The sequence below is a fragment of the Capnocytophaga sp. oral taxon 326 str. F0382 genome, from assembly GCF_000318295.1.
In the GTDB taxonomy this organism is placed as follows: Bacteria; Bacteroidota; Bacteroidia; order Flavobacteriales; family Flavobacteriaceae; genus Capnocytophaga; species Capnocytophaga periodontitidis.
This window is the reverse complement of sequence record NZ_KB291464.1, coordinates 45,909-67,807: the sequence shown is the minus strand read 5'-3', so window position 1 is coordinate 67,807 and position 21,899 is coordinate 45,909. Positions and strand designations below refer to the sequence as shown.

At 36.1% G+C, this 21,899-nt stretch carries 25 protein-coding genes; 10 read left to right on the top strand and 15 right to left on the bottom strand.

All coding sequences use genetic code 11. The features are described 5' to 3' along the window. Positions 1 to 152: 152 nt before the first annotated feature. The 13 genes from HMPREF9073_RS13685 to HMPREF9073_RS13630 all read right to left on the bottom strand — a co-directional run bounded on the left by HMPREF9073_RS13685 (position 153) and on the right by HMPREF9073_RS13630 (position 9,208). Entirely contained in the window at positions 153 to 1,025 is an 873-nt protein-coding gene (locus tag HMPREF9073_RS13685) for an outer membrane beta-barrel protein (RefSeq protein ID WP_009751076.1), read from the bottom strand. 7 nt (positions 1,026 to 1,032) lie between these two features. After that, positions 1,033 to 1,374 carry an arsenate reductase (glutaredoxin) gene (arsC, locus tag HMPREF9073_RS13680; RefSeq protein ID WP_009751075.1) on the bottom strand — a complete coding sequence of 114 codons (342 nt, stop codon included), beginning with the start codon at positions 1,372 to 1,374 and terminating at the stop codon, positions 1,033 to 1,035. Between the two features lie 30 nt (positions 1,375 to 1,404). Beyond that, the gene (locus tag HMPREF9073_RS13675; RefSeq protein ID WP_009751074.1) at positions 1,405 to 2,169 is read right to left on the bottom strand and encodes a DeoR/GlpR family DNA-binding transcription regulator; all 765 of its coding nucleotides are present in this window, start codon (positions 2,167 to 2,169) and stop codon (positions 1,405 to 1,407) included. A 172-nt stretch (positions 2,170 to 2,341) separates the two neighbouring features. Continuing rightward, complete coding sequence (locus HMPREF9073_RS15595) at positions 2,342 to 2,602, bottom strand: hypothetical protein (protein ID WP_009751073.1); 261 nt, start codon at positions 2,600 to 2,602, stop codon at positions 2,342 to 2,344. A gap of 338 nt (positions 2,603 to 2,940) precedes the next feature. Further along, positions 2,941 to 4,032: a DNA polymerase III subunit gamma/tau gene (dnaX, locus tag HMPREF9073_RS13670; protein WP_009751071.1), complete on the bottom strand. Its 1,092-nt coding sequence runs from the start codon at positions 4,030 to 4,032 to the stop codon at positions 2,941 to 2,943. Between the two features lie 2 nt (positions 4,033 to 4,034). Beyond that, positions 4,035 to 4,553, bottom strand: a complete 519-nt coding sequence (locus tag HMPREF9073_RS13665; protein WP_009751070.1) for a hypothetical protein — start codon at positions 4,551 to 4,553, stop codon at positions 4,035 to 4,037. Positions 4,554 to 4,608: 55 nt separating this feature from the next. Beyond that, positions 4,609 to 4,944, bottom strand: coding sequence for a hypothetical protein (locus HMPREF9073_RS13660; protein ID WP_009751069.1), 336 nt, complete (start codon positions 4,942 to 4,944; stop codon positions 4,609 to 4,611). Continuing rightward, the gene (locus tag HMPREF9073_RS13655; RefSeq protein WP_009751068.1) at positions 4,945 to 6,054 is read right to left on the bottom strand and encodes a hypothetical protein; all 1,110 of its coding nucleotides are present in this window, start codon (positions 6,052 to 6,054) and stop codon (positions 4,945 to 4,947) included. A gap of 42 nt (positions 6,055 to 6,096) precedes the next feature. Continuing rightward, entirely contained in the window at positions 6,097 to 7,155 is a 1,059-nt protein-coding gene (locus tag HMPREF9073_RS13650; RefSeq protein WP_009751067.1) for an NAD(P)/FAD-dependent oxidoreductase, read from the bottom strand. A 63-nt stretch (positions 7,156 to 7,218) separates the two neighbouring features. Further along, positions 7,219 to 7,833, bottom strand: a complete 615-nt coding sequence (locus tag HMPREF9073_RS13645; RefSeq protein WP_009751066.1) for a DUF4230 domain-containing protein — start codon at positions 7,831 to 7,833, stop codon at positions 7,219 to 7,221. An 11-nt stretch (positions 7,834 to 7,844) separates the two neighbouring features. Next, the gene (crcB, locus tag HMPREF9073_RS13640) at positions 7,845 to 8,219 is read right to left on the bottom strand and encodes a fluoride efflux transporter CrcB (RefSeq protein WP_009751065.1); all 375 of its coding nucleotides are present in this window, start codon (positions 8,217 to 8,219) and stop codon (positions 7,845 to 7,847) included. Between the two features lies 1 nt (position 8,220). After that, positions 8,221 to 8,619 carry a hypothetical protein gene (locus HMPREF9073_RS13635; RefSeq protein WP_009751064.1) on the bottom strand — a complete coding sequence of 133 codons (399 nt, stop codon included), beginning with the start codon at positions 8,617 to 8,619 and terminating at the stop codon, positions 8,221 to 8,223. Then, entirely contained in the window at positions 8,600 to 9,208 is a 609-nt protein-coding gene (locus HMPREF9073_RS13630) for an NUDIX hydrolase (protein WP_009751063.1), read from the bottom strand. The genes HMPREF9073_RS13635 and HMPREF9073_RS13630 overlap by 20 nt, the downstream gene beginning before the upstream one ends. A 6-nt stretch (positions 9,209 to 9,214) precedes the next feature. Between HMPREF9073_RS13630 and pyrE the strand changes: the two genes are divergently transcribed. The 10 genes from pyrE to HMPREF9073_RS13580 all read left to right on the top strand — a co-directional run bounded on the left by pyrE (position 9,215) and on the right by HMPREF9073_RS13580 (position 19,827). Then, a complete protein-coding gene (gene pyrE, locus HMPREF9073_RS13625) occupies positions 9,215 to 9,856 on the top strand; it encodes an orotate phosphoribosyltransferase (protein WP_009751062.1) in 642 nt (213 codons plus the stop codon). Between the two features lie 313 nt (positions 9,857 to 10,169). Then, on the top strand, positions 10,170 to 10,943 hold the full coding sequence (locus HMPREF9073_RS13620; RefSeq protein ID WP_034556002.1) for a DUF695 domain-containing protein: 774 nt from the start codon (positions 10,170 to 10,172) through the stop codon (positions 10,941 to 10,943). A 42-nt stretch (positions 10,944 to 10,985) separates the two neighbouring features. Beyond that, complete coding sequence (locus HMPREF9073_RS13615; RefSeq protein ID WP_009751060.1) at positions 10,986 to 11,378, top strand: hypothetical protein; 393 nt, start codon at positions 10,986 to 10,988, stop codon at positions 11,376 to 11,378. Next, positions 11,378 to 12,436, top strand: coding sequence for a chorismate synthase (aroC, locus tag HMPREF9073_RS13610; RefSeq protein ID WP_009751059.1), 1,059 nt, complete (start codon positions 11,378 to 11,380; stop codon positions 12,434 to 12,436). Before HMPREF9073_RS13615 ends, aroC begins: the two co-directional genes overlap by 1 nt. A 76-nt stretch (positions 12,437 to 12,512) precedes the next feature. After that, positions 12,513 to 13,580, top strand: a complete 1,068-nt coding sequence (gene fbaA, locus HMPREF9073_RS13605) for a class II fructose-bisphosphate aldolase (protein ID WP_002678943.1) — start codon at positions 12,513 to 12,515, stop codon at positions 13,578 to 13,580. A 104-nt stretch (positions 13,581 to 13,684) separates the two neighbouring features. Continuing rightward, positions 13,685 to 14,470, top strand: a complete 786-nt coding sequence (locus tag HMPREF9073_RS13600) for a Bax inhibitor-1 family protein (RefSeq protein WP_009751058.1) — start codon at positions 13,685 to 13,687, stop codon at positions 14,468 to 14,470. A 149-nt stretch (positions 14,471 to 14,619) separates the two neighbouring features. Then, a complete protein-coding gene (locus HMPREF9073_RS13595; protein WP_009751057.1) occupies positions 14,620 to 15,759 on the top strand; it encodes an AAA family ATPase in 1,140 nt (379 codons plus the stop codon). Beyond that, on the top strand, positions 15,756 to 16,844 hold the full coding sequence (locus HMPREF9073_RS13590) for a CapA family protein (protein WP_009751056.1): 1,089 nt from the start codon (positions 15,756 to 15,758) through the stop codon (positions 16,842 to 16,844). Before HMPREF9073_RS13595 ends, HMPREF9073_RS13590 begins: the two co-directional genes overlap by 4 nt. A gap of 22 nt (positions 16,845 to 16,866) precedes the next feature. Continuing rightward, the gene (locus tag HMPREF9073_RS13585) at positions 16,867 to 18,936 is read left to right on the top strand and encodes an alpha-L-fucosidase (protein ID WP_009751055.1); all 2,070 of its coding nucleotides are present in this window, start codon (positions 16,867 to 16,869) and stop codon (positions 18,934 to 18,936) included. A gap of 9 nt (positions 18,937 to 18,945) precedes the next feature. After that, positions 18,946 to 19,827, top strand: coding sequence for a CPBP family intramembrane glutamic endopeptidase (locus HMPREF9073_RS13580; protein WP_009751054.1), 882 nt, complete (start codon positions 18,946 to 18,948; stop codon positions 19,825 to 19,827). Here the strand turns inward: HMPREF9073_RS13580 and HMPREF9073_RS13575 are convergent. Both HMPREF9073_RS13575 and HMPREF9073_RS13570 read right to left on the bottom strand, forming a co-directional pair. After that, positions 19,817 to 20,473, bottom strand: a complete 657-nt coding sequence (locus HMPREF9073_RS13575; protein ID WP_009751053.1) for a TrkA family potassium uptake protein — start codon at positions 20,471 to 20,473, stop codon at positions 19,817 to 19,819. The genes HMPREF9073_RS13580 and HMPREF9073_RS13575 overlap by 11 nt on opposite strands. 3 nt (positions 20,474 to 20,476) lie before the next feature. Beyond that, a complete protein-coding gene (locus HMPREF9073_RS13570; RefSeq protein WP_034555982.1) occupies positions 20,477 to 21,805 on the bottom strand; it encodes a TrkH family potassium uptake protein in 1,329 nt (442 codons plus the stop codon). Between the last annotated feature and the right edge of the window lie 94 nt (positions 21,806 to 21,899).

Genomic DNA, 21,899 nt, shown 5'->3' with positions numbered 1-21,899 from the left:
GCGTGCAAATGTACTTCTTTTTTTATATACGAAGCAAATTTTTTCTGAGTATTTTTCTTTTATTGACTGTTTTTTGGTAAGAAAAACACCTATCAGTTTCGGTAAACTTTCAACTGATAAGTGTTTTGTTATATGATAATGAAGAAAATTTTTTAAAAAGTATAGGTTACTCCAAAATGAACTCCTATAGATGAGTAAGGCGCATCAGGAGCTCCCTTGCCTTCCCAACTATAAGTATCTTCCAATAGAGGTGATATTTGAGTTGCCAATTGTTTCAACGCTACTGTTTGAGGAGATGCTGGAGCATTTTGTAGAGTTACCATATAACCTTTGAACTCTTGAAGACTAATTGTAGAAGTAGTGCCTGCTATAGTGCGAGTAGCTGAGAAATCTTTTAGTTTAGATTCCTTGCGAGGTACATTGATGTTAAGATATTCTCCTTCTACAAAAAAAGCTACTTTATCAGCTACTTTAAAACGATAGCCTATTCCTCCTATAAAACCAAAAGGTATTTTTCCGTGGAAATTATTATTAAAATCAGCTTTCATATCTACCATAGTTGTTGAAGGAGCCATTGGGTTAAACATTCTCAAAGGTAATTTAGCATTAAGTTCTGTTTGTATTTCGGTTTTACCACCTATTTTGGTAACACCTCCAGCACGTACATACAAATTATCAGTAATATTGAATACTAATGAAAGGGAAGCTCCATAAGCACGACCGTGTCCCTTCATATTCAATATTTGGTTTTTATTGGTAGGCATATCCTCACCGTAGAGATAACCTAAAGCTAATTCAGCTCCCCAACGTTTATGGAAGAAATAACCTCCGCGCAATTGCGCTTGATAACCTTCTCCATAACTTCCTTTTAAATCGGTGATAGCAGTAGCATTAGTAGCGTCTCTACCTAATGTCTTTTCATGAGCTTTAAATCCATACCCACCACTCACTGAAATGTATGCTTGTGAGTAGATAGCTGTTGCTCCCCAAACGAAAGCAATGACACATAATAATGTTTTTCTCATTTGTTAATTATATAATTTCATTTATTTTTTCAGTAGGGCGCCCTATTACAGCTTTATCCCCTACCACAACAATAGGGCGTTCAATAAGCTGAGGGTATTCTACCATCGCTTCTATAATTTGTTCATCAGTAAGTGTTTTTTCTTTAAAATGTTCTTTCCAAACATTTTCTTTAGTACGAACTAATTCAATAGGAGATAGTTGTAATTTAGTAAGTAGTTCTTTAATTTGTTCTCTAGAAACACCTTCTTTGAGGTAATCTACTACTTTATATGCCTTATTAGCTTCTTTTAAAAGCTCCAAAGCACAACGTGATTTGGAGCATTTAGGATTGTGATATATTTGTATCATAAACAATTTATTGATTTGTGAATTTGCTAATTAGCAAATTACTACTTCTACCCCTCTTTTTTCGAGTTCTTCTACAAACTCGGGGTCTACATTATTATCAGTGATGAGCATATCTATTTTTTCGACGTAACAGATGAAGCCAAAACCGCGTTTATGTATTTTTGAGGAATCGGCGAGGACGATAGTTTTATCTACACGTTCCATCATTTTTTTGTTAAGATGAGCTTCTCCTACATTGGTAGAACTCAATCCATAATCGAGATCTATACCTTCTATTCCTAAGAATAAAGTAGTACAAGAGAAGTTGCTAAGAGTTTCTTCGGCGAGTACACCTATAGTAGAGGTAGAGTTTTTGCGTACCTCACCTCCTAAGTGGATGGTGTTTACATTAGGATTTTTACATACTTCTAAGGCAACCCTTAATGAAGGGGTTAACACAGTAAGATTACGGAAAACATAAAGTTTTTGAGCTAATAAATTAACTGTAGTTCCTGATGAAAGTATGATAAACTCATTTTCTTTGATAAAGTCTAACGCTTTAGTAATAATACGCGTTTTTTCCTCTACATTTTGAGTTTCTTTCTCAGTTATTGTTTGATCAAACACATAGCGCATTTGCTTGCTAGCACCTCCGTGAGTACGATGGAGGTAACCTTCTTGTTCTAAGAGCGTTAAGTCTTTACGTATAGTAACTACCGAAACTTTAAGCTTTTCACTCAGTTCATTTACGCTGATGTACTTTTTGGTTTCTAAGCTCTCCAAAATCTTAGACTGTCGTTCATTAAGTACTTTCATATTTTATAATTTTATTAATATTCGTGTTGGAAAAAGTTCATTTAAAAAAGTCTTATATTAACATTTTTGGGGCAAAATTAAACATTATACTGAAAAAAACAAAAGTTTTAGAAATAAAAAAATGCTATTGCACTTAAACACAACAGCAATAATATTTTTATAATACAGATAATTAAGGTTTTAACATTAAGCTAAAAGCATTTCTAAAATCTTGTAACAGAGGGTTTTCTTCTAATAATCGTTCATATTTATCCTCAGGACTTACTGCTATTTTTTTAGCAATTTCTTCATTCACTTTTATTTGAATATTCATATCATAGTTGCGTAATGATCTATGTAGATAATCCAACAAATGATGTTCTATATTCAATATTCCTGTTTTTGCAGTATTACTTGATACTTCTAAATCAATAGTAGTTCCTTCTAATTTCAAATTAGCTATTTTTAGAATGGAGGCTTGTATACGCTCTCCTTTTGCAAGTAATTCTTCTATATAATTATCCCAATAGTGTTGAAAAGTTTCTTGAGTAAATGATTCTTTAGGTAAAGAATTAGGGTCTATTATAATCTCTTTATTGTTCTTTTGGTGTTCCGTTTTTACGTGTACACTTTTGATAGAAAATCCAGAAACTACATTATGGCGTTGTTCTTTACTAATAGAAGGAATATTAGGAATAGGAGAAGCGGTAGTTATAGTAGGCTGTGATGGTTGGACTACTTTTGTAACCTCATTAGAGGGTTGTTCTTGTCTATTAAAAACGTAAGCCGGAATTACGAAGCGTCCATCATTTTTTTTTTATCTCCTTGGTAGGTTATAGAGGCGAGTTGCATTAAAGCTATTTCTACCAATAGTCGCTGGTTCTTGCTGGTACGATATTTCAGGTCGCAATCGTTTGCAATAGCAATGGCGTCCATTAAGAAAGGAACAGTTGCACGAGCACTTTGCTCGGTATATTTTTTCTGACTCTCCTCTCCTACTTCCATTAGAGTTATGGTAGTAGGATTTTTACATACCATTAAATCACGGAAATGGCTTGCTAAACCAGCTATAAAGTGATTGCCATCAAACCCTTGTGCTATCGTATCGTTGAATGCTACTAACAACTCTGGAAGTTTATTGTCTAAAATAAGGTCGGTTACTTTAAAATAGACTTCATAGTCGAGTACATTTAGTATTTCGGAAGTAGCTTGTCGAGTAATTTTCTCTCCTGAAAAACTCACTACGCGGTCAAAGATAGAAAGGGCATCACGCATAGCTCCGTCAGCTTTTTGTGCGATGATTTGTAATGCTTCATCTTCGGCTTCTATTCCTTGTTGTTGGGCTATATACTTTAGATATTCTCGAATATCATTAATTGTAATGCGTTTGAAATCAAATATTTGACAACGTGATAAAATGGTAGGGATAATTTTGTGTTTTTCCGTAGTAGCAAGGATGAAGATAGCGTGTTTAGGTGGCTCTTCTAAAGTCTTTAGAAAAGCGTTGAAAGCAGAAGGAGATAACATGTGTACCTCATCAATAATATATACTTTGTATTTGCCTACTTGCGGAGGAATGCGTACTTGTTCAATGAGTTTGCGTATATCGTCTACACTATTATTAGAAGCAGCATCGAGTTCAAAAATATTGAAAGCAAAGTCATTTTCATCTTCCATTCCAGAAGTTTGCTCATTTATTTTTTTAGCTAAAATACGTGCACAAGTAGTTTTTCCTACACCACGTGGTCCTGTGAAAAGGAGTGCCTGTGCCAAGTGATTGTTTTCAATGGCGTTGAGGAGGGTATTGGTAATCGCTTGTTGTCCTACCACATCACGAAATGATTGAGGACGATATTTGCGTGCTGATACTACAAAGTGGTTCATTGTTATTGTTTGTTAGTTTGATAAGTACCAAAGATGAGGTTAGATTCCACTAACTTATTACCATCTTCTTTTAGGAGTACTAAGTTACTAATTGTTATTTGATGATCATAACGCAATAAAGTCCCTGTATTTTCGTTGTAAATAGGACGAGTTGCGATAGTAACTCTTCCTCCTGTAGCTTCGCTATTAAAAGTAATCTGAGGAGAAGCTGGGTATATGGTATTACAAAAATAACTACTGTTTACTGCATCACTAAAGGTGCGGTAATAGAGCTTATAGTTATTGGGTATTGTACCTGTAACTGTTTTTTCTTTATTTTCTAAGACACCTGCAGGAATTGTGAGATAAAGAGCTTGTTTTTGATTATACTTATACAGAAAATCAACAGCGGTATCATTTGCTCTACAAGAAAGAACATCAGAATTTTCAAAAGAGATAGATTCGACCTCCATATCACCATCGTTGCAAGCCATCGCGAAAAGCCCTATTATAAAAGCAAATAAAAGTATTTTTCTATTCATTCAAGTTTAATATTTTGGCAAAGATATAAAAAAATAATATATAAAAGCCTATTATTTAAGAAAAAGGAGCTAACACAACTTCTAACCCGTTGATTTCAGGGGTAATAGGTATTTGACATCCTAACCTACTATTAGGTTTTACGTAAAAAGCTTCAAAAAGCATTGCTCGTTCTTCTTCACCCATTTCAGGTAGTGTAACTTCGTTTTCATTTTGTACATAACACTGACAAGAAGCACACATTGCCATACCTCCACAAATACCTATTTCGCCATCTTGAGCGATTTCATAAGCACGCATTACTTCCATTAGGTTCATATTCATATCGGTAGGGGCTTCTATTTCGTATAGAAGCCCCTCGCGATCGGTTATTTTTAGATGTATTTCGTTCATTTATTTAGCAAAGTATTCTATTTTGCGAACACGGGCACAAATTGGTTTATCATTTTCAAACATTAATATTTGAGTCCAATTTCCCATTTTGTCAAAAGTATAACGATACTTATAGTTAAGTTCTTTTGTAATATATGAGGTGAGTAGATTATGTTCATCATATACTTTAGTAGAGGCTACTTCTGTACGGGTTTTTATTACTTGAGTTTCTCCAGATTTATTGAACATATAGTTGGTTTCTATATAAAAATTGGGGTCATCGGTAGCAGTACAAATTGATTGGATAAGACGTCCTGCTTTATTATATTTATAAGTACAGATAGTTTCTTGACTTGAGGCGTTCAGGAATTTAGCTTTAGAAAGTAACCCTTCTTTGTTGTATTCGTTTTCGGTTTTCAAATACACATTTTTGTTTAGTACTTTATCCTCTGTTTCAGAGACTTTATTAAGTTGGTTGTACTTGTAAGATTTTTCACGTGTATACTCTGGACGTATTTTCTTTTCTAACACGAGATTTTTTTCTTCATACAATTGTATATCTTTTTCTAAAGCTGAATTACTCGCTACTTTGTTTCTCTCAATACAATTGCCTAAATCATCATATTTGTAGGTAATAGTAATGAGCCATTCATTGGTATTGCCGTCAGTTTCATCTATTTTTACTAATCGGTTTTTCTCGTTGTAAAAGTATTGTCGGTTTACTAAAAGTTCACCATCTCCTAAGGAAAAAGAGGATTGACTTTTGTTTACTCTACCTTTCTTATCATAGTAAAATCGCATTCCACCAAAAGGTTGATTCTCGGCATTGTAAGTGATTACTTCGAGATTGCGACCTGTATTGTCGAAAATATAGGCAATATTGGTTTTAGAGAATTTATTTTCATCTTTTTCTATATTCCAATCTTCGGCATAAGGAAAAACGCTATAAGTTTTTCCATCGAAAGTTTTAGTACCTTTAGGGTCAGGGTCGAGAAAAAAAGAATAATCTTCTACTTTTTTAATTTTGCCTTTCAATAGTAATGTTTTGCTGCTAATTGTATCAATTTGGGCATTTAGCGAAGCAGAAAATGCTAAAAAAGTGCTTGCTAATAGTACATTTATACTCTTCATTTTATTTAGTTATTAGTATTTACTATAAGATATATTCACTGTTTAAATTGCTTTTACCACAGCTTTTTCGGCTTCTTTTCTACTGCCATCAAAGCCGTCAATTCCGACTACAGTAGTGTACTTTAATACATATTTTTTATTAGGATAAATTCGGTTGTATATACTTTGGCACATTAGGGTTGCTTCGTGAAAACCACAGAGGATGAGTTTAAGTTTTCCTGGGTACGTATTCACATCACCTATGGCATATACCCCCTCTATACAAGTTTGGTAGTCTAAAGCATTATTTACCTTCACAGCGTTTTTTTCGATCTCTACCCCCCAAGTAGCAATAGGTCCTAATTTAGGAGTAAGACCAAAGAGTGGAATAAAAGCATCGGCTATAAGAGTTTCTTTATTACCTCCTTCTTGCTCTAACACTAATGATTCCAAATGCCCATTTCCTTCTAATCCTACTACTTCATAAGGAGTTTTTAAATTGATTTTACCAGCCTCTTTTAACGCTCTTACTTTCTCAACTGAATCTAAAGCTCCTCGAAATTCATTGCGACGGTGTACTAAAGTAACTGAAGCAGTAGCTACTTTTTCAGCTAAATAAATACTCCAATCTAAAGCAGAGTCCCCTCCTCCTGCAATTACGACGTGCTTACCTGTATAGTTTCCTGGATTTTTGACAAAATAAGTCACCCCTTTATTTTCATATTGTTCAATATTAGGTAATTCAGGCTTACGAGGTTCAAAAGTACCTAATCCACCAGCTATAGCTACGGCTTTTCCTTTTATTTGGGCACCTTTTTCTGTAGTTACTATGAATGTATCATCATTATTTTTGGTGAGTGTCATTGCAGTTTCTCCAAGAGTAAATTCAGGTTGAAACTGCTTAATTTGCTCCATTAGGTTATCTACTAATTCAGAAGCTCCTACAGTAGGATATCCTGGTATATCAAAAATAGGTTTTTTAGGGTATAATTCAGTAAGTTGTCCGCCTACTTGTGGGAGTGTATCTATCAAGTGGCATTTTAAACGAAGGAGCCCTGCCTCAAATACTGCAAAAAGCCCCGTAGGTCCTGCCCCTATAATAATGATATCTGTTTCTTTCATTTATTGCTATTTTGGGGGCAAAGGTACAAAATAATTAACAATTAGCAAGTAACAATAAACAAATTATGGTTTCAGAAGTTTAAAATCATCTTTGTTTTCAATAGGTGTGTTTTGGTATTCTAAAGTCCAACCTACGGCACGGGTTGCAAAGATAAGGTTAGAAAGCTCAGTAAGCAATCTGTTTTGAGCATTGTTCTTCAAAGTAGAAGCATCTACCTTGCGTTGTAATTCTGCTTTTACTTTTTTCTGTATTTTTTCTACATCATCAGGGGTAAATGGGTTTACTTGACTCTGACTCACATCGTAATACTTCATTGTAGGGTAAATCTTCACCTCAGCTTCTGGTAACGATTTAATGATAACTTTTTTTTGTTCTTCGTTTACTTCATAGTCGATTTTGTGCAAGTCATAAGCTACTGTTACATCGGCATTTACTACTGTAAGGATTTTCTTATCAAACGATAGCAAATCCATAAAGTACTTTTGAGTATCGGTATACGAGAGCACTTCGGCAAAATGTCCTTCGGTAACTACCAATTTGCTCACATTTGCGATTTGTGTTTGTATTAGGGCTGTATCAGCCTCTAATCGTTCTTGACTTTCTTTTTTATCGCTAAAATATTTTATAAGTAGCAATACAGCGACCGCTACGACTACTCCTAATAAAAATTTCTTCATTTTTTTATACTTTATTTATTACCTACAATACACCCCAAAAAGCACGCCAAAATACCAATTCCTACACTAACTATTACATAAAAAATAGCTTTTAGTAGTTCATTTTGTTGATATAACTGCAGTACCTCCAATGAAAAAGTAGAGAATGTTGTAAAACCTCCCAAAACACCTGTCATCAGCAATAAGGGTAAAAAGCTCTCCCCTACTCTATTCTTAAAATAGCTATACAATACACCTATAAAAAAGCATCCTAATACATTTACTACCAAAATGCCTATCGGGAATGTACAAGTGCGCACTATCTTGTTGAAGGCTATTGAAAGCATATAGCGCAATGTACCTCCTATAAAGCTACCAAGGCCAACTATTAGTATATCTTTTATCATATCAACGCAAAATTAGCACAATCTTCATACGATATATTAGAAAGTAATGATGTTCAGGTATATTATCTAATATATCTACAATGACTTTGTCTAAATATTTAAATGAGAATATATAGGTTAAGTTCAATACATTATCTCCTAAATAAACTACTTTTTCATCTGGCTCTATCCCCACCTCCATTGCAATACTCTTTACAAAAGCTACAACGGCTTCGTTCTCATCAAAAAATATTCTTTGATGCTTATCCAATAGCTCAAAATAAACTCTACTTCCAGCAAAAGGTAAATTAGCATTCACCTTATCAACATAAATATCAGAGTTTATTATTTGAAAATCTTCATTTTCTATATGCTCTTCTAATATTTTGATAAGCTCTAAATCATAAAAATTCTTTTCCATTTCTAACACCTAACACCAACTGAATATTCTTATACGAGTTCTTCACCAATTCCTTTGCCTCTGCCTCATCTTTCCAACATACTTTCTCTATATCCTCCTCTGTTTGAGGTACTAACTTTTTCTTGTAAGCCGTGGTCATATCATACCAATAGGTTTCTTTCAAAAAATAGTGTCCATCGCGTTTGAATAAGTGGTAAGTAATCGTCCTAAAACGCTGTATTAGGAGCTTTTTTACCCCCGTTTCTTCCTCCACTTCACGCAAGGCACAAGTAGCAATATTTTCACCCTTTTCTTTCTTTCCTTTGGGCAAATCCCACTTGCCGTGTCGCTTGATAAGCAGTACTTTTCCTTCCTCATTATACACCACACCTCCTCCTGCTTTTATAGTGGGTACAAGCTTCTTAAATTTCTTCATAAGTTTCTCTTCCTTAGGATGATAGAGATATATTCTACTTACCTCTTTACAACCTAATTCCTCGATGATTTCATCAAAGGTTACATCTTTTAATGGAAAATATTTGACGTTCTCAATATTTTCTCGTACATTTGTCAAAATAATCGACTTATCGTCTAAAAAAATTTCATACATAAGCTTATGATTTTAGATAACATTACGGCACAACATACTGCCGAATTTTTACTGCAAATTAACGCAATAAAATTGAATTCTGAAAATTATTTTACGTGGGCAAGCGGTTGGAAATCGCCTATTTATTGCGATAATCGTATAATCCTCTCATTTCCAGAGGTTCGCAATTACGTAGCCAACACTATGGCTACCTACATAAAAAGCTATTATCCCACTGCTGAGGTGGTAGCTGGGGTTGCTACAGGGGCTATCGGAATGGGGATGTTGGTAGCCAATGCTCTCGATTTGCCCTTTGTCTATGTACGTCCTGAACCTAAAAAACACGGTCGCCAAAACCAAATAGAGGGATTACTCTCTACAGGACAGCAAGTAATCGTTATAGAAGACCTCATCAGCACTGGTATGAGTAGTCTCAATGCTGTAAAAGCTCTTCGCGACTTCGGCGCTGAAGTTTTAGGTATGGTAGCTATCTTCTCATATAATTTTGAAGTAGCCAATGCCAATTTTGCTACCGAAAAGCTCTCACTCCATACCCTCAGCGACTACGACCATTTGCTCATCAAAGCCTTAGCTATAGGCTACATCAGTGAGTATGAACTGGATACTCTCAAAGAATGGCGTAAAAGCCCCGACACATGGCGTAATTAATAAATCTGTAAATTATTAGTCAAAACATTGCGAATCTTTCAATAAATTCTCTAATCGATAAATGGGTAAATCAATAAATTAAATAGCTTGATAATCAGTGTTCCATTTTACTACCTATCTTTTTTTTCACTGAAGGAACAATATAGAAAGAACGAAGGAAGAGCGAACACATACCGAACACAAAGCGAAGATAACACGATACAACACTAACAATCAATAGCTTAAATACTTTATCTTATAATTGAAAAATTCGCAATAAAAACTAAAAAATATTAACAATTTTGCAAAATAGATAAATCGACAAATAAATATGATTCAAAAAACAGAAATCCCCGAAAACTGGGCTGTCTATATCGGTAGAGTAGAAGATAAACCCGCTGTGTTTCGTGTCAATTTAGGTATAGGCGAAACCGATTCCCCTATAGAGGGTTATACCCAATGCGTAAGGCTAAACCTTGTCCTTAAAGCACCCGATGAGTATGGTTTTACTACCGATGAGGAAAGAGAACGTCTCTATAACATTGAAGATATTATAATGCCTTCACTAAAAGAGACCGATTTTTTAGCAGGAGTTGTAACTTATCAGGGCAATACAACTTGGTTTTACTACACCCAAGAGGCTCCTCTATTGGCAGTTAATATCGAGAAGGCTTTCACAAATATCACCGATTACGAACCTGAAATACGTATCGTAGATGACCCCAATTGGGAAATATACTCCGACTATCTTTACCCCAATATCTACGAACATCAAAGCATCAAAAACAGTGCAGTACGTCGCCATTGTGAGCAGTCTGGTGACCATACCGATCAAGAGCGCCCTATAGACCACTGGTTGTATTTCAACACTGAAAAGGATATGGCAGAAGCTATCGATAAGGTGAAAGCCTTAGGCTATGAAATACAAGAAAGTCGCAAAATAGAACCCGAAGAAGGCGATGACCCTAACGAAGATTTAGGCTACCAATTGATAATTACCAAAGTAAATACTGTAGAGGCTATCGACCCCGATACTTGGGACTTGATAGATGTAGCTCTTGATACCAACGGCCAGTACGACGGCTGGGAAACCGTTTTAGTAAAATAACAAATTGCCCGTGTGGCTCGCACCAAATTGACAAATTATCCAATGAATTTAGAAACCCAAAAAACAATCGTCCCCAAGAGTGCTAAAGACCTCTTTGCTCTCTTAGAAAAAATAGAAACCTTTGAACGCTTGATGCCCGACAACATCAGCAAATTTGAAAAACTAAGCGACACTTCTTTTGTGTTTGCCTTAAAAGGAATGCCTGAGATTTATTTAGAAAAGAAAAGTAGTACCCCCCATAGCCAGCTGGTATTAGGGGAAGCAAATGGTAAAATCCCCTTCCAGCTCACTACCAATATTGCTGAAATATCAGATAAAGAAAGTGAAGTGCAACTACTCTTCAAAGGGGATTTTAACCCCATAATGGCAATGATGGTCAAAACACCTATCAGTAAGTTTATAGAGGTATTAGTAACAAAAATGAAAGACTTATAATGGCAGGCAATAGCTTTGGCACACTTTTTAGGCTCACCTCCTTTGGCGAGTCGCACGGCGAGGCATTAGGAGGCATTATTGATGGCTGTCCCCCTAATATTCTTTTAAATTTTGAAGCCATACAGCACGAACTCGACCGCCGCCGTCCGGGGCAGTCAGCTATTGTTACTCAGCGAAAAGAGGGCGACAAGGTACGTTTCCTTTCGGGTATTTTAAACGGCAAGACTACAGGCACCCCTATTGGCTTTATTATTGAAAACGAAAATCAACATTCAGCCGATTATGCCCATATAGCCGAGGTATACCGTCCCAGTCACGCCGATTATGTATATCAACAGAAATACGGTATTCGTGACTATCGTGGAGGCGGACGCTCATCAGCACGCGAGACCGTAAGCCGTGTAGTAGCAGGAGCTATAGCCAAACAAGTACTCAAAGGAATACAAATCAACGCTTATGTATCGAGTGTAGGCGAGCTTTCCCTTACTAAACCCTATACCGACCTCGATTTGGCCATAGCTGAAACCAATGCCGTGCGCTGTCCCGATCCTATCTTAGCAGAACAAATGGAAGCCTATATCAAGGCTATTCGCAAAGAAGGCGACACAGTGGGCGGAGTAGTAAGTTGTGTAGTAAAAGGAGTGCTTATAGGTTGGGGCGAACCTGTGTTCGACAAGCTCCACGCACAACTCGGCAAGGCGATGCTCTCTATCAATGCTGTAAAAGGCTTTGAATATGGTAGTGGCTTTGCAGGTACTACAATGCGTGGTAGTCAGCACAACGACCTTTTCAATCCCGATGGCTCTACACAAACCAACTATTCAGGCGGTATACAAGGGGGCATCAGCAACGGTATGGATATTTATTTTAGAGTAGCTTTTAAGCCCGTAGCTACCCTTATGCAAGAACAACCTGCCCTCGATAGCAAAGGCAACATAGTAACAATGCAAGGTAAAGGCAGGCACGACCCCTGTGTAGTACCCCGTGCCGTACCTATTGTCGAGGCAATGACCGCAATGGTGCTATTAGATTTTTGTTTGTTAAATAAAAAACACTAAATTATTTTGATAGTTCAATAGAATTTTTATATCTTTGCAGTCTCAAATTGAAAACTAATTATATCTTAATAAAGAAATGGCACATAACATTAAAAAAGGCGTAATTCTTGGAAAAGAAGTACAAGAAGTATTCAAATACGCCAAAGAAAAAGGCTTTGCTCTTCCTGCAGCCAACGTTATCAGTTCTAACTCTATCAATGCTGCTTTAGAAACCGCTGTAGCAGTAAACGCCCCAATGATTATCCAATTCTCTAATGGCGGCGCTCAGTTTATGGCTGGTAAAGGTCTCTCTAACGACAACCAACGTGCTTCTGTTCTTGGAGCTGTAGCTGGAGCAAAACACGTTCACCAACTCGCCGAAGCTTACGGCGCTTCTATCATCTTGCATACTGACCACTGTGCTAAAAAATTGCTTCCTTGGTTAGACGGTATGCTCGAAGCTTCTGAAAAACACTTCAAAGAAACAGGAAAACCTCTTTTTAGCTCTCATATGATTGACCTCTCTGAAGAGCCTATCAAAGAAAATATCGAAACTTGCAAACGTTACCTCGAACGTATGAGCAAAATGGATATGACTTTGGAAATCGAACTCGGTATGACTGGTGGTGAAGAAGATGGAGTGGATAACTCTCACGTTGATAGCAACAAACTCTTTACACAACCTGAAGATGTAGCTTTCGCTTATGAAGAACTTTCTAAAGTAAGCTCTCAATTCACTATTGCGGCTGCTTTTGGTAACGTTCACGGTGTATACAAACCTGGTAACGTAAAATTAACTCCTAAAATCTTAAGAGATTCTCAAGACTACGTTTCTAAAAAATACAACTTAGGTCATAACGCCCTTGACCTCGTATTCCACGGCGGTTCTGGATCTACTCTCGAAGAAATCCGCGAGGCTATTTCTTACGGTGTTATCAAAATGAACATCGATACCGACTTGCAATACGCTTTCACCGAAGGTGTTCGCGACTATATGAAAGCCAAAGCTGCTTACTTGCAAGGTCAAATAGGTAACCCTGAAGGTCCTGAAGCTCCTAACAAAAAATATTACGATCCTCGTGTATGGCTTCGTGAAGGTGAAAAAACTTTCGTTACCCGCTTGAAAAAAGCTTTCGAAGATCTTAACAACGTAAATACTTTATAGTATTCCCTTGATAAACTTTGTCAAAAGGCTACTCAGTATCAGGGTAGATCTTTTGGCAAAGTTTTTGATTTACTAAAAAACAAATACTTTTTAAATAGAATTTTATGAGCAACAACAATTACAATCTAAACAACAATAGTAATAGCAATAATGGCTATAACTTAAATTTCAACAACAACTACAATACTAACTATCAGAACAACAACACTCCTGAATTAGTATCGTATGCAACTAATATAGAACAAGCTACTTTCTATCGTAAAACCTACTCTCACGTAGCAATAGCACTTTTGGCTTTTATAGTAGTAGAAGCTATTTTGATAAATACAGTGCCTGAAAGTTTAATTTTCTCTATGGTTAGTAGTCCTTTCGTATGGTTATTTATTTTAGGCGGGTTCTGGTTAGGCTCTATGCTTGCTAATAAATGGACTCAAGCACAAGATAAAAGTACCCAATATAGAGGCTTAGGCATTTATGTACTTTTAGAAGCTATCATCTTCTTACCGATGATTTATATAGCAATAGATCTTAGTGATGGCTTAGCTATCATTTCGCAAGCGGGTATCATTACCTTATCATTGTTTGCGGGACTTACCGCTGTAGTGTTTCTCACTCGTGTAGATTTCTCATTCTTGCGTAGTGTATTGGTAGTAGGTGGTTTTTTAGCCTTAGGATTAATCGTTGCAGGAGCTTTGTTTAGTTTTGACTTAGGACTTTGGTTTTCAGTAGCAATGGTAGCTTTAGCTGCTGGAGGAATTCTATACGAAACCTATAACATCAAAAACGTATATAGCACCGACCAATATGTAGCTGCAGCCTTACAATTGTTCTCATCAGTAATGTTACTATTCTGGTACGTATTGAGAATCTTACTATCAAGAAGAAACTAAGAATTAACCGATTTGCTAATTAGCTAATTTGCTAATGAAAAACAACTTATTGAAACTTTGCTAAAGGTCGTCCTTTAGCAAAGTTTTTGTTTTATAAAGTTTGCTAATTTATAAATTATATACTACTTTTGCACCTTATTATTTTGTTTATGAAAATAAAAGAATCTAAATATTACCACCCTGTTAATATCCTACAACTCGATAATGACGACCATATAGAAGTATGTGATAAATATTGCCTCCTTACTTTTTCAAATCCGTTTCGCTCTTTGCTCGATGATTTGATGGCTCACATCTATCTGGGAAGTGATGATTTAGTAATCCAACGTGATAAACTGAAACATTTTGAAAAATGCACAGATTATTACACTATAGACTATGCCTCTAAACAAAATGAACTTTACGAATCCGAAGAATGCTATTATCATCCTGACTTAGAAGTTTTTCTATTGATTGACAAAAATCTTTCTAATGAGTATGACAATCAGATTTTTGAAGATGGACTTTACAGAGTGAGTTGTGTACATTACCAAAATACCAATCCTAAAGCAAAGGAACATCTCAACGCCCTGTTTTCTGAATATATCGAAAAATATGTTTCTAAAGATTCTAAGGTATCTATCTTATTAAAAACCCAAGTGGGGCTCGAAGTGAGAACACATACTATCAAGCCTTATCGCATTGATTTCGAGACAATGTATAATGATGATTTCTTTGAGATACACAATAGAGTGAAAAACGCTCTTACCAATGAGAATAAAGGAGTCGTACTCTTTCACGGAATTGCAGGATCAGGAAAAACTAATTATATCAAATGGCTTACAAGTCAAATCCCTAATAAGAAATTTATCTTTGTGCCTACCTCAATGATTGGATCTCTTACCGACCCTGCCTTTATCGGTTTGCTAATAGACAATAAAAATTCAGTATTAGTACTCGAAGACTGTGAAAACTACATAGCCGAACGCACTGCTCTCAATAGCAATACTGATGTCGTATCCTCTATCCTAAACATTGCCGATGGTATGCTCTCCGATGTCTTGGAATGCCAATTGATATGTACTTTCAATTCCGATATTTCTAAAATAGACTCTGCCTTATTGCGCAAAGGAAGATTAATAGCCGAATATAAGTTTAAAGAACTAACTGTCGAAAAATGCAATAAGTATTTACAATCTACTGATAGAGACTTCATCATAGATAAACCTTATTCTTTGGCTGAACTCACCAATATAGATGTAAAAGAACTAAAAGAACAAAACAAACAAACTAAAATAGGTTTTAAATGATACGCATATTACTCACTTTTCTCTTCTTTTCAATAACCTTTGCTCAAGAAACTGGCAGCCGAATGTCGTTGCTCTTTATGGGGGATGTAATGGGGCATATCCCTCAAGTAGAAGGAGCTTACAATGCTGATACTAAGCAATATGACTATATGCCCGTGTTTGACAAAATTAAACACAAATTCGCTCAAGTAGACTTTGCAATTGCCAATCTGGAGGTTACTTTAGCAGGAAAACCTTACAAAGGATACCCTCAATTCTCCTCTCCCGATGCCTTGGCTGCCGCCTGTAGAGATAGCGGGATAGATGTGTTAGTAACTGCTAACAATCACACCTGTGATAGAGGTAAAAAAGGAATCATCCGCACTTTAAATGTGCTCGACTCTCTTAAAATAGCTCATACAGGCACTTTCCGCAACAAAGCTGAGTTTGATAAAAAAAACCTTTTAGTGCTTTCTAAAAATGGCATTTCAGTAGGTATTCTCAACTACACCTATGGCACCAATGGCTTACCCGTCCCCGAACCTACTGTCGTAAACCGTATAGACTTCAACCTGATGAAACAAGACATTGAGAAAGCTAAAAAAGCACAGCTCGACAAACTGATAGTAGTGATTCATTGGGGAATAGAATACCAACAAAAACAAAACAAAAATCAAGAAGAAGTAGCTCAATTCCTTTTTGATAATGGTGTCGATATCATCATAGGTGGGCACCCTCACGTGCTACAACCTATGTACTATTATCCACAAACAGGACTTCATAAGGAACAGCTTGTTGTCTATTCTCTCGGTAATTTTATATCTAACCAACGTAAATCTCCTTCCGATGGAGGCGCTATGGTAGAACTAACTCTCTTTAAGGACGAGCGAGGCACTCACATCGCCGATAAAGGATATTATTTAGTTTGGGTGAATCGTACCCTTAAAACTAATAAAAAATACCTTTTTGAAATATTGCCTTGCAAAGAATATGAAACAGCTTCCTACAAAGAGCTTTCCGAGACTGCCAAAGATAGTATGAATATCTTTATAGACAACTCGCGTAAACTATTTAAAAAGAATATTTTTATCAACGAAAAAGAATAATCATCATCAATCATTCACAATTATGAAAAATTTTTTATTTTTAGCATCAGCGATTTGCTTGATAGCTTGTAAAAATCCTGAAGCTCCAAAACCTGTGGGAGCTCTTCCTCCTTCATATCAATTACCTTGGCACGAAATGGAGTACTACGCTTTTATCCATTTCAATATGAACACTTTCACCGATATGGAATGGGGTACAGGGGGTGAAGATCCTACCTTGTTTAACCCCACCGAGTTAGATGTAAATCAATGGGTGAAAGTAATTAAAGATGCTGGTATGAAAGGGGTTATTATTACCGCTAAACACCACGATGGCTTCTGCTTATGGCCATCAAAATACACAGAGCATTCTGTAAAAAACTCCCCTTGGAAAAACGGTAAAGGCGATGTAATTAGAGAACTTTCCGATGCTTGCAAAAAAGCAGGACTCAAGTTCGGTGTATACCTCTCCCCTTGGGATAGAAACCACGCCGAGTATGGAAGACCCGAATATGTAACCTATTTCCATAACCAACTCCGAGAATTACTCACCAATTATGGCGAAATATTTGAAGTATGGTTCGATGGAGCTAATGGCGGTTCTGGTTATTATGGTGGTGCTAACGAAACCCGCACTATCGATGCTCATACATATTACCAATGGGATAAAACATTCGCTATAGTACGCGAATTACAGCCCAATGCCACTATTTTCGGCGATGAAGGTCCTAATATCCGATGGATAGGCAATGAGTTAGGCTATGGTACACCTACTAATTGGAATCCTTTTACCTCTAACCCTTCCTTACAAGGAAAAGACCACCTACATCACTTAGGCGAAGGCGATGAAAATGGCATCAATTGGATTCCCGCTGAAGCCGATGTGTCTATCCGTCCAGGTTGGTATTACCACGCACGTGAAGACCACCAAGTGCGTCCATTAGAAAAAATGGTTGATATATACTACGCTTCAGTAGGTCGTGGTTACAATTTATTGCTGAATCTCCCTGTTGATAGACGCGGTTTAGTACACGAAAACGACATCAAGAGATTAATGGAACTCAAAAAAGTTATAGAAGCAGATTTTGCACATAACCTCGTAACTGATGCCTCTATAACGGCTTCTAATATTCGCGAAAATCACAAGTTTTTCAGCGCTGAAAAAACTATCGACAACGATAAAAATACCTATTGGGCAACTGATGAAGGCCTAACCAAAGCTTCCATTGATATAAACTTTACCAAGCCTACAACCTTCAATCGATTTATGGCTCAAGAATACATCCCATTAGGACAACGCGTAAAGAAATTCAAATTAGAATACCAAAAAGATGGAAAATGGGAAACTATAGATGAACAAACTACTATTGGCTACAAGCGCTTATTGCGTTTTCCGCCTGTAACAGCTACTAAAGTACGCTTTACAATATTAGACGCCAAAGCCTCTCCTCTCATTAGCAACATAGGGTTGTATAATGCTCCTGCCCTATTAGTAACACCTCAGTTCAGCCGTGATAAAAACGGACAAGTAACTCTTACCCCAGCCGATGAATCTACCGAAATTTTTTACACTTTAGACGGCAGTAAACCTACCGATAAATCGTTGCGTTACACTACTCCTTTCTCTGTTACTCATCCTACAACTCTCAAGTTTGTAGCCTACGACCAAAGTAAAAAAATGTATAGTGAAGTAGCTTCTTATTCCTTAGATATTCCTAAAACAAAATGGAAAGTACTCTCTACTATCAATGATATTCAAAAAATAGTAGATGAAGACCCCATTTCTTGGTTTATCCAAGAAAAAAGCAAAACTCCTACAGCTGTTACTATTGATTTAGGAGAAATTTTAAACCTAAAAGGATTTATCTATTTACCTTCACAAGACCGTTGGGCAGAAGGAACTATCAGCCATTATATTTTTGAAGTAAGTACTGATAATATTCATTGGAAGAAAGTAAGCGAAGGAGAGTTTGGTAATATAAAAAACAATCCTATTGAACAACGTATTACATTTGCTGAAGAAAAAGCTCGTTACATCAAACTCACAGCTGTAAAAACAGTCGATGATACCAATAGAGTATCGTATGCCGAAATAGGAATCATTACACAATAAAGTAAAGTTATGTATCTTACAAACGGAAGATTATCACAAAGCCCAAAATGGCTTTATATTATAGTTCCAACCCTGTTCTTTGCTTTTACAGGGTTGAACTTTTTTGTAGCACGATTTTTAGACACTACAGCACTTATCCAGCAAGAAATTTCTCAAAAAGGAGAATTACAATTCTTATTTGAAAATTTAGTAGTCTTTGCTATTTTCTTAGGATTATTATTGTTATGGGTAAAATACGTTCATCGTCAGCCGTTAGTAGCCCTCATCACCGCCCGACCAAGCATCAGTTGGAAACGATTTTGGTTTGCTTTTGGGCTATGGGGAAGCATAACCATTGCAATGACTTGTGTAGACTATTTATTCATCAGTCCCAATGATTATATTTGGAACTTCCAATGGATACCTTTCTTAAAATTACTTGTAATAGTAGTATTGTTTATACCTTTACAAACAAGTTTTGAAGAAATATTCTTTAGAGGCTATTTAATGCAAGGCTTAGGACTTGCAACGCGCGGTGCGTGGTTTCCGTTGCTTTTCACCTCTATTACTTTTGGTTTAATGCATATAGCCAACCCCGAAGTAGAAATATTAGGCTACAGTTTACTTATTTATTACATCGGTACAGGTCTGTTTTTAGGTATCACAACCCTAATGGATGACGGTTTAGAATTAGCCTTAGGGTTTCACACCGCTAATAACCTTTTTACTGCCCTTTTAGTCACCTCCGATTGGACAGTATTTCAAGTACCTTCCATACTACGCGATATTTCAGAACCAACCTTAGGTTTCAGTATTTGGATGCCTTTAATATTGTGTTTTCCCCTTTTATTGTATATCTATGCTAAGAAATACAATTGGAAAGAATGGAAAAAGAAACTTTTTAATCCTTAGTAACTCTGTCGATTACATTTTCATTAGAGAGTATAATCAAAAGGTCATCTTTATTGAGTTTAACATTAGGGTCAGGGGTAACATTCATTTTGCCATCAGAATGTTTTACCGCAAGAATATTTATCTCATATTTGTGCCTCAAATTGAGTTCCATCAACGATTTTCCCACGTAACTTTTCGGTACTTTTACTTCGTAAATAAAATAATCTTCAGCAAATTTAAAATATTCTATAATGGTAGGTCTCAAAACCGAATAGGCTACTTTTTCGCCCATTAATTCTTCAGGAAATACTACTTGTGTAGCACCTATTTTGTATAAAACCTTTTCTTGGGTGTGGTTTACAGCTTTGCAAATCACATTCTTCACTCCCATTTCTTTCAACTGTAGTGTGATAAGAATACTTGCCTGAATATTATCACCTACACTTACAAAAGCAGTGTCAAAATCGTCTCGCACCACTTTTTTTAAAGCTATCTCATCTGTAGCATCTAAAATGATTGCTTCTTCAATCATTCCCTCGTTGAGAGCTTGTTTGATTACGCCTTCACGCGAATCTATTGCCAATACCGTGGCTTTGTTTTTATAGAGCGTTTTAGCTACCGATTTGCCAAACTCTCCTAATCCTATAACTAAAAAATTTTTCATAATCTATCCTATTAAAATATTTTCTTTGGGATATTTGTAATTTCCTTCAGCACGTGGTCTTGAAAAGGCAAGCATAATAGTAAGAGGCCCTACCCTACCAATAAACATCGTAAAAATCAATATTAACTTAGAAAAAGTACACAATTCTGGAGTAATTCCCGTTGAAAGCCCACAAGTACTAAATGCCGAAATAAGCTCAAAAGCTATTTTGGTAAATTCTATGTTAGGTTCTAAAGCGGTAAGAACGATAATCATCGTTAGCACATACATCATCGCTATAAAAACAAGAGCTGAAGCTTTGTTAAAAAGTTTCCAAGAAATACGCCTTTTAGAAAATTCAATATAATTCTTGTTAAACAACGCTGTTTTTATCCCTAAAAACAAAATACCAATAGTAGTAGTTTTAACCCCAGAACCTGTTGAATTAGGTGAGGCTCCTATAAACATAAAAGTTACACAAAATAGAATAGTAGCACTACTCAAATGTTCTAACGGAATGGTATCAAAACCTGCTGTACGCAAACTCACCGAATGAAAAAAACTAATAAGCAAACGATTGAAAGTACTCTTACCATATAAAGTGTAATAATTACCGTATTCCAAAGTAAAAAACAGAAAAGTCCCCGCTAAAAGCAATATAATTGTAGTAATAATCGAAAACTGTGAATTGATATCCAACCTCCGACGCTTTTTGCGTAAATATTCATACGATTGAATAATAGTAGTAAAACCTAAACCTCCAAAAATAATGAGTAAAGCAATCACCCCATTCACAAAAATATTATAGGTATAGCCCTCAAAACTATTAGAAAATAACGAAATCCCAGCATTACAAAATGCCGAAACCGAGTGAAATACCGCCATAAACAATGCGTGCGCAAAGGAATAGTCCTGAATAAATGAACAAAACAAAAATAACGCCCCTACAGCCTCAAAAAGTAGAGTTATAAGCACTACACGCTTAGTAATCGCATAAATATCATAAGTCTTGTTGTGGTTGAGCCCTTCAGCAACCAAACGTTTAGTATAAAATCCAATACGTTTAGCTATAAGTAACACCAAAACAGAAGAAATAGTAAGCACTCCCAATCCTCCAAACTGAATGAGCACTAACAAGATAAGTTTTCCCCAAATAGTGAATGTAGCCCCAATATTTATCACCGAAAGCCCTGTAACTGTCACTGCCGAAGTAGCCGTAAAAAATGCCTCTAAAAAAGATAGGTCTTTTTCTGCTATGTGTGCAAAAGGCATCATCAGCAGTAAAGCTCCTAACACTATCAAAGCAAAAAAGGAAAGCATTATTAGCGTATAAGGGGATATTCTTTTTAACATCTGTTACATTTATTTTCAGCAGGCAAAAGTACAAAATAATTTCAAAACACAAGACTAATTTGTTAATCAATAAGTTATTTTTACTAATCTTCTA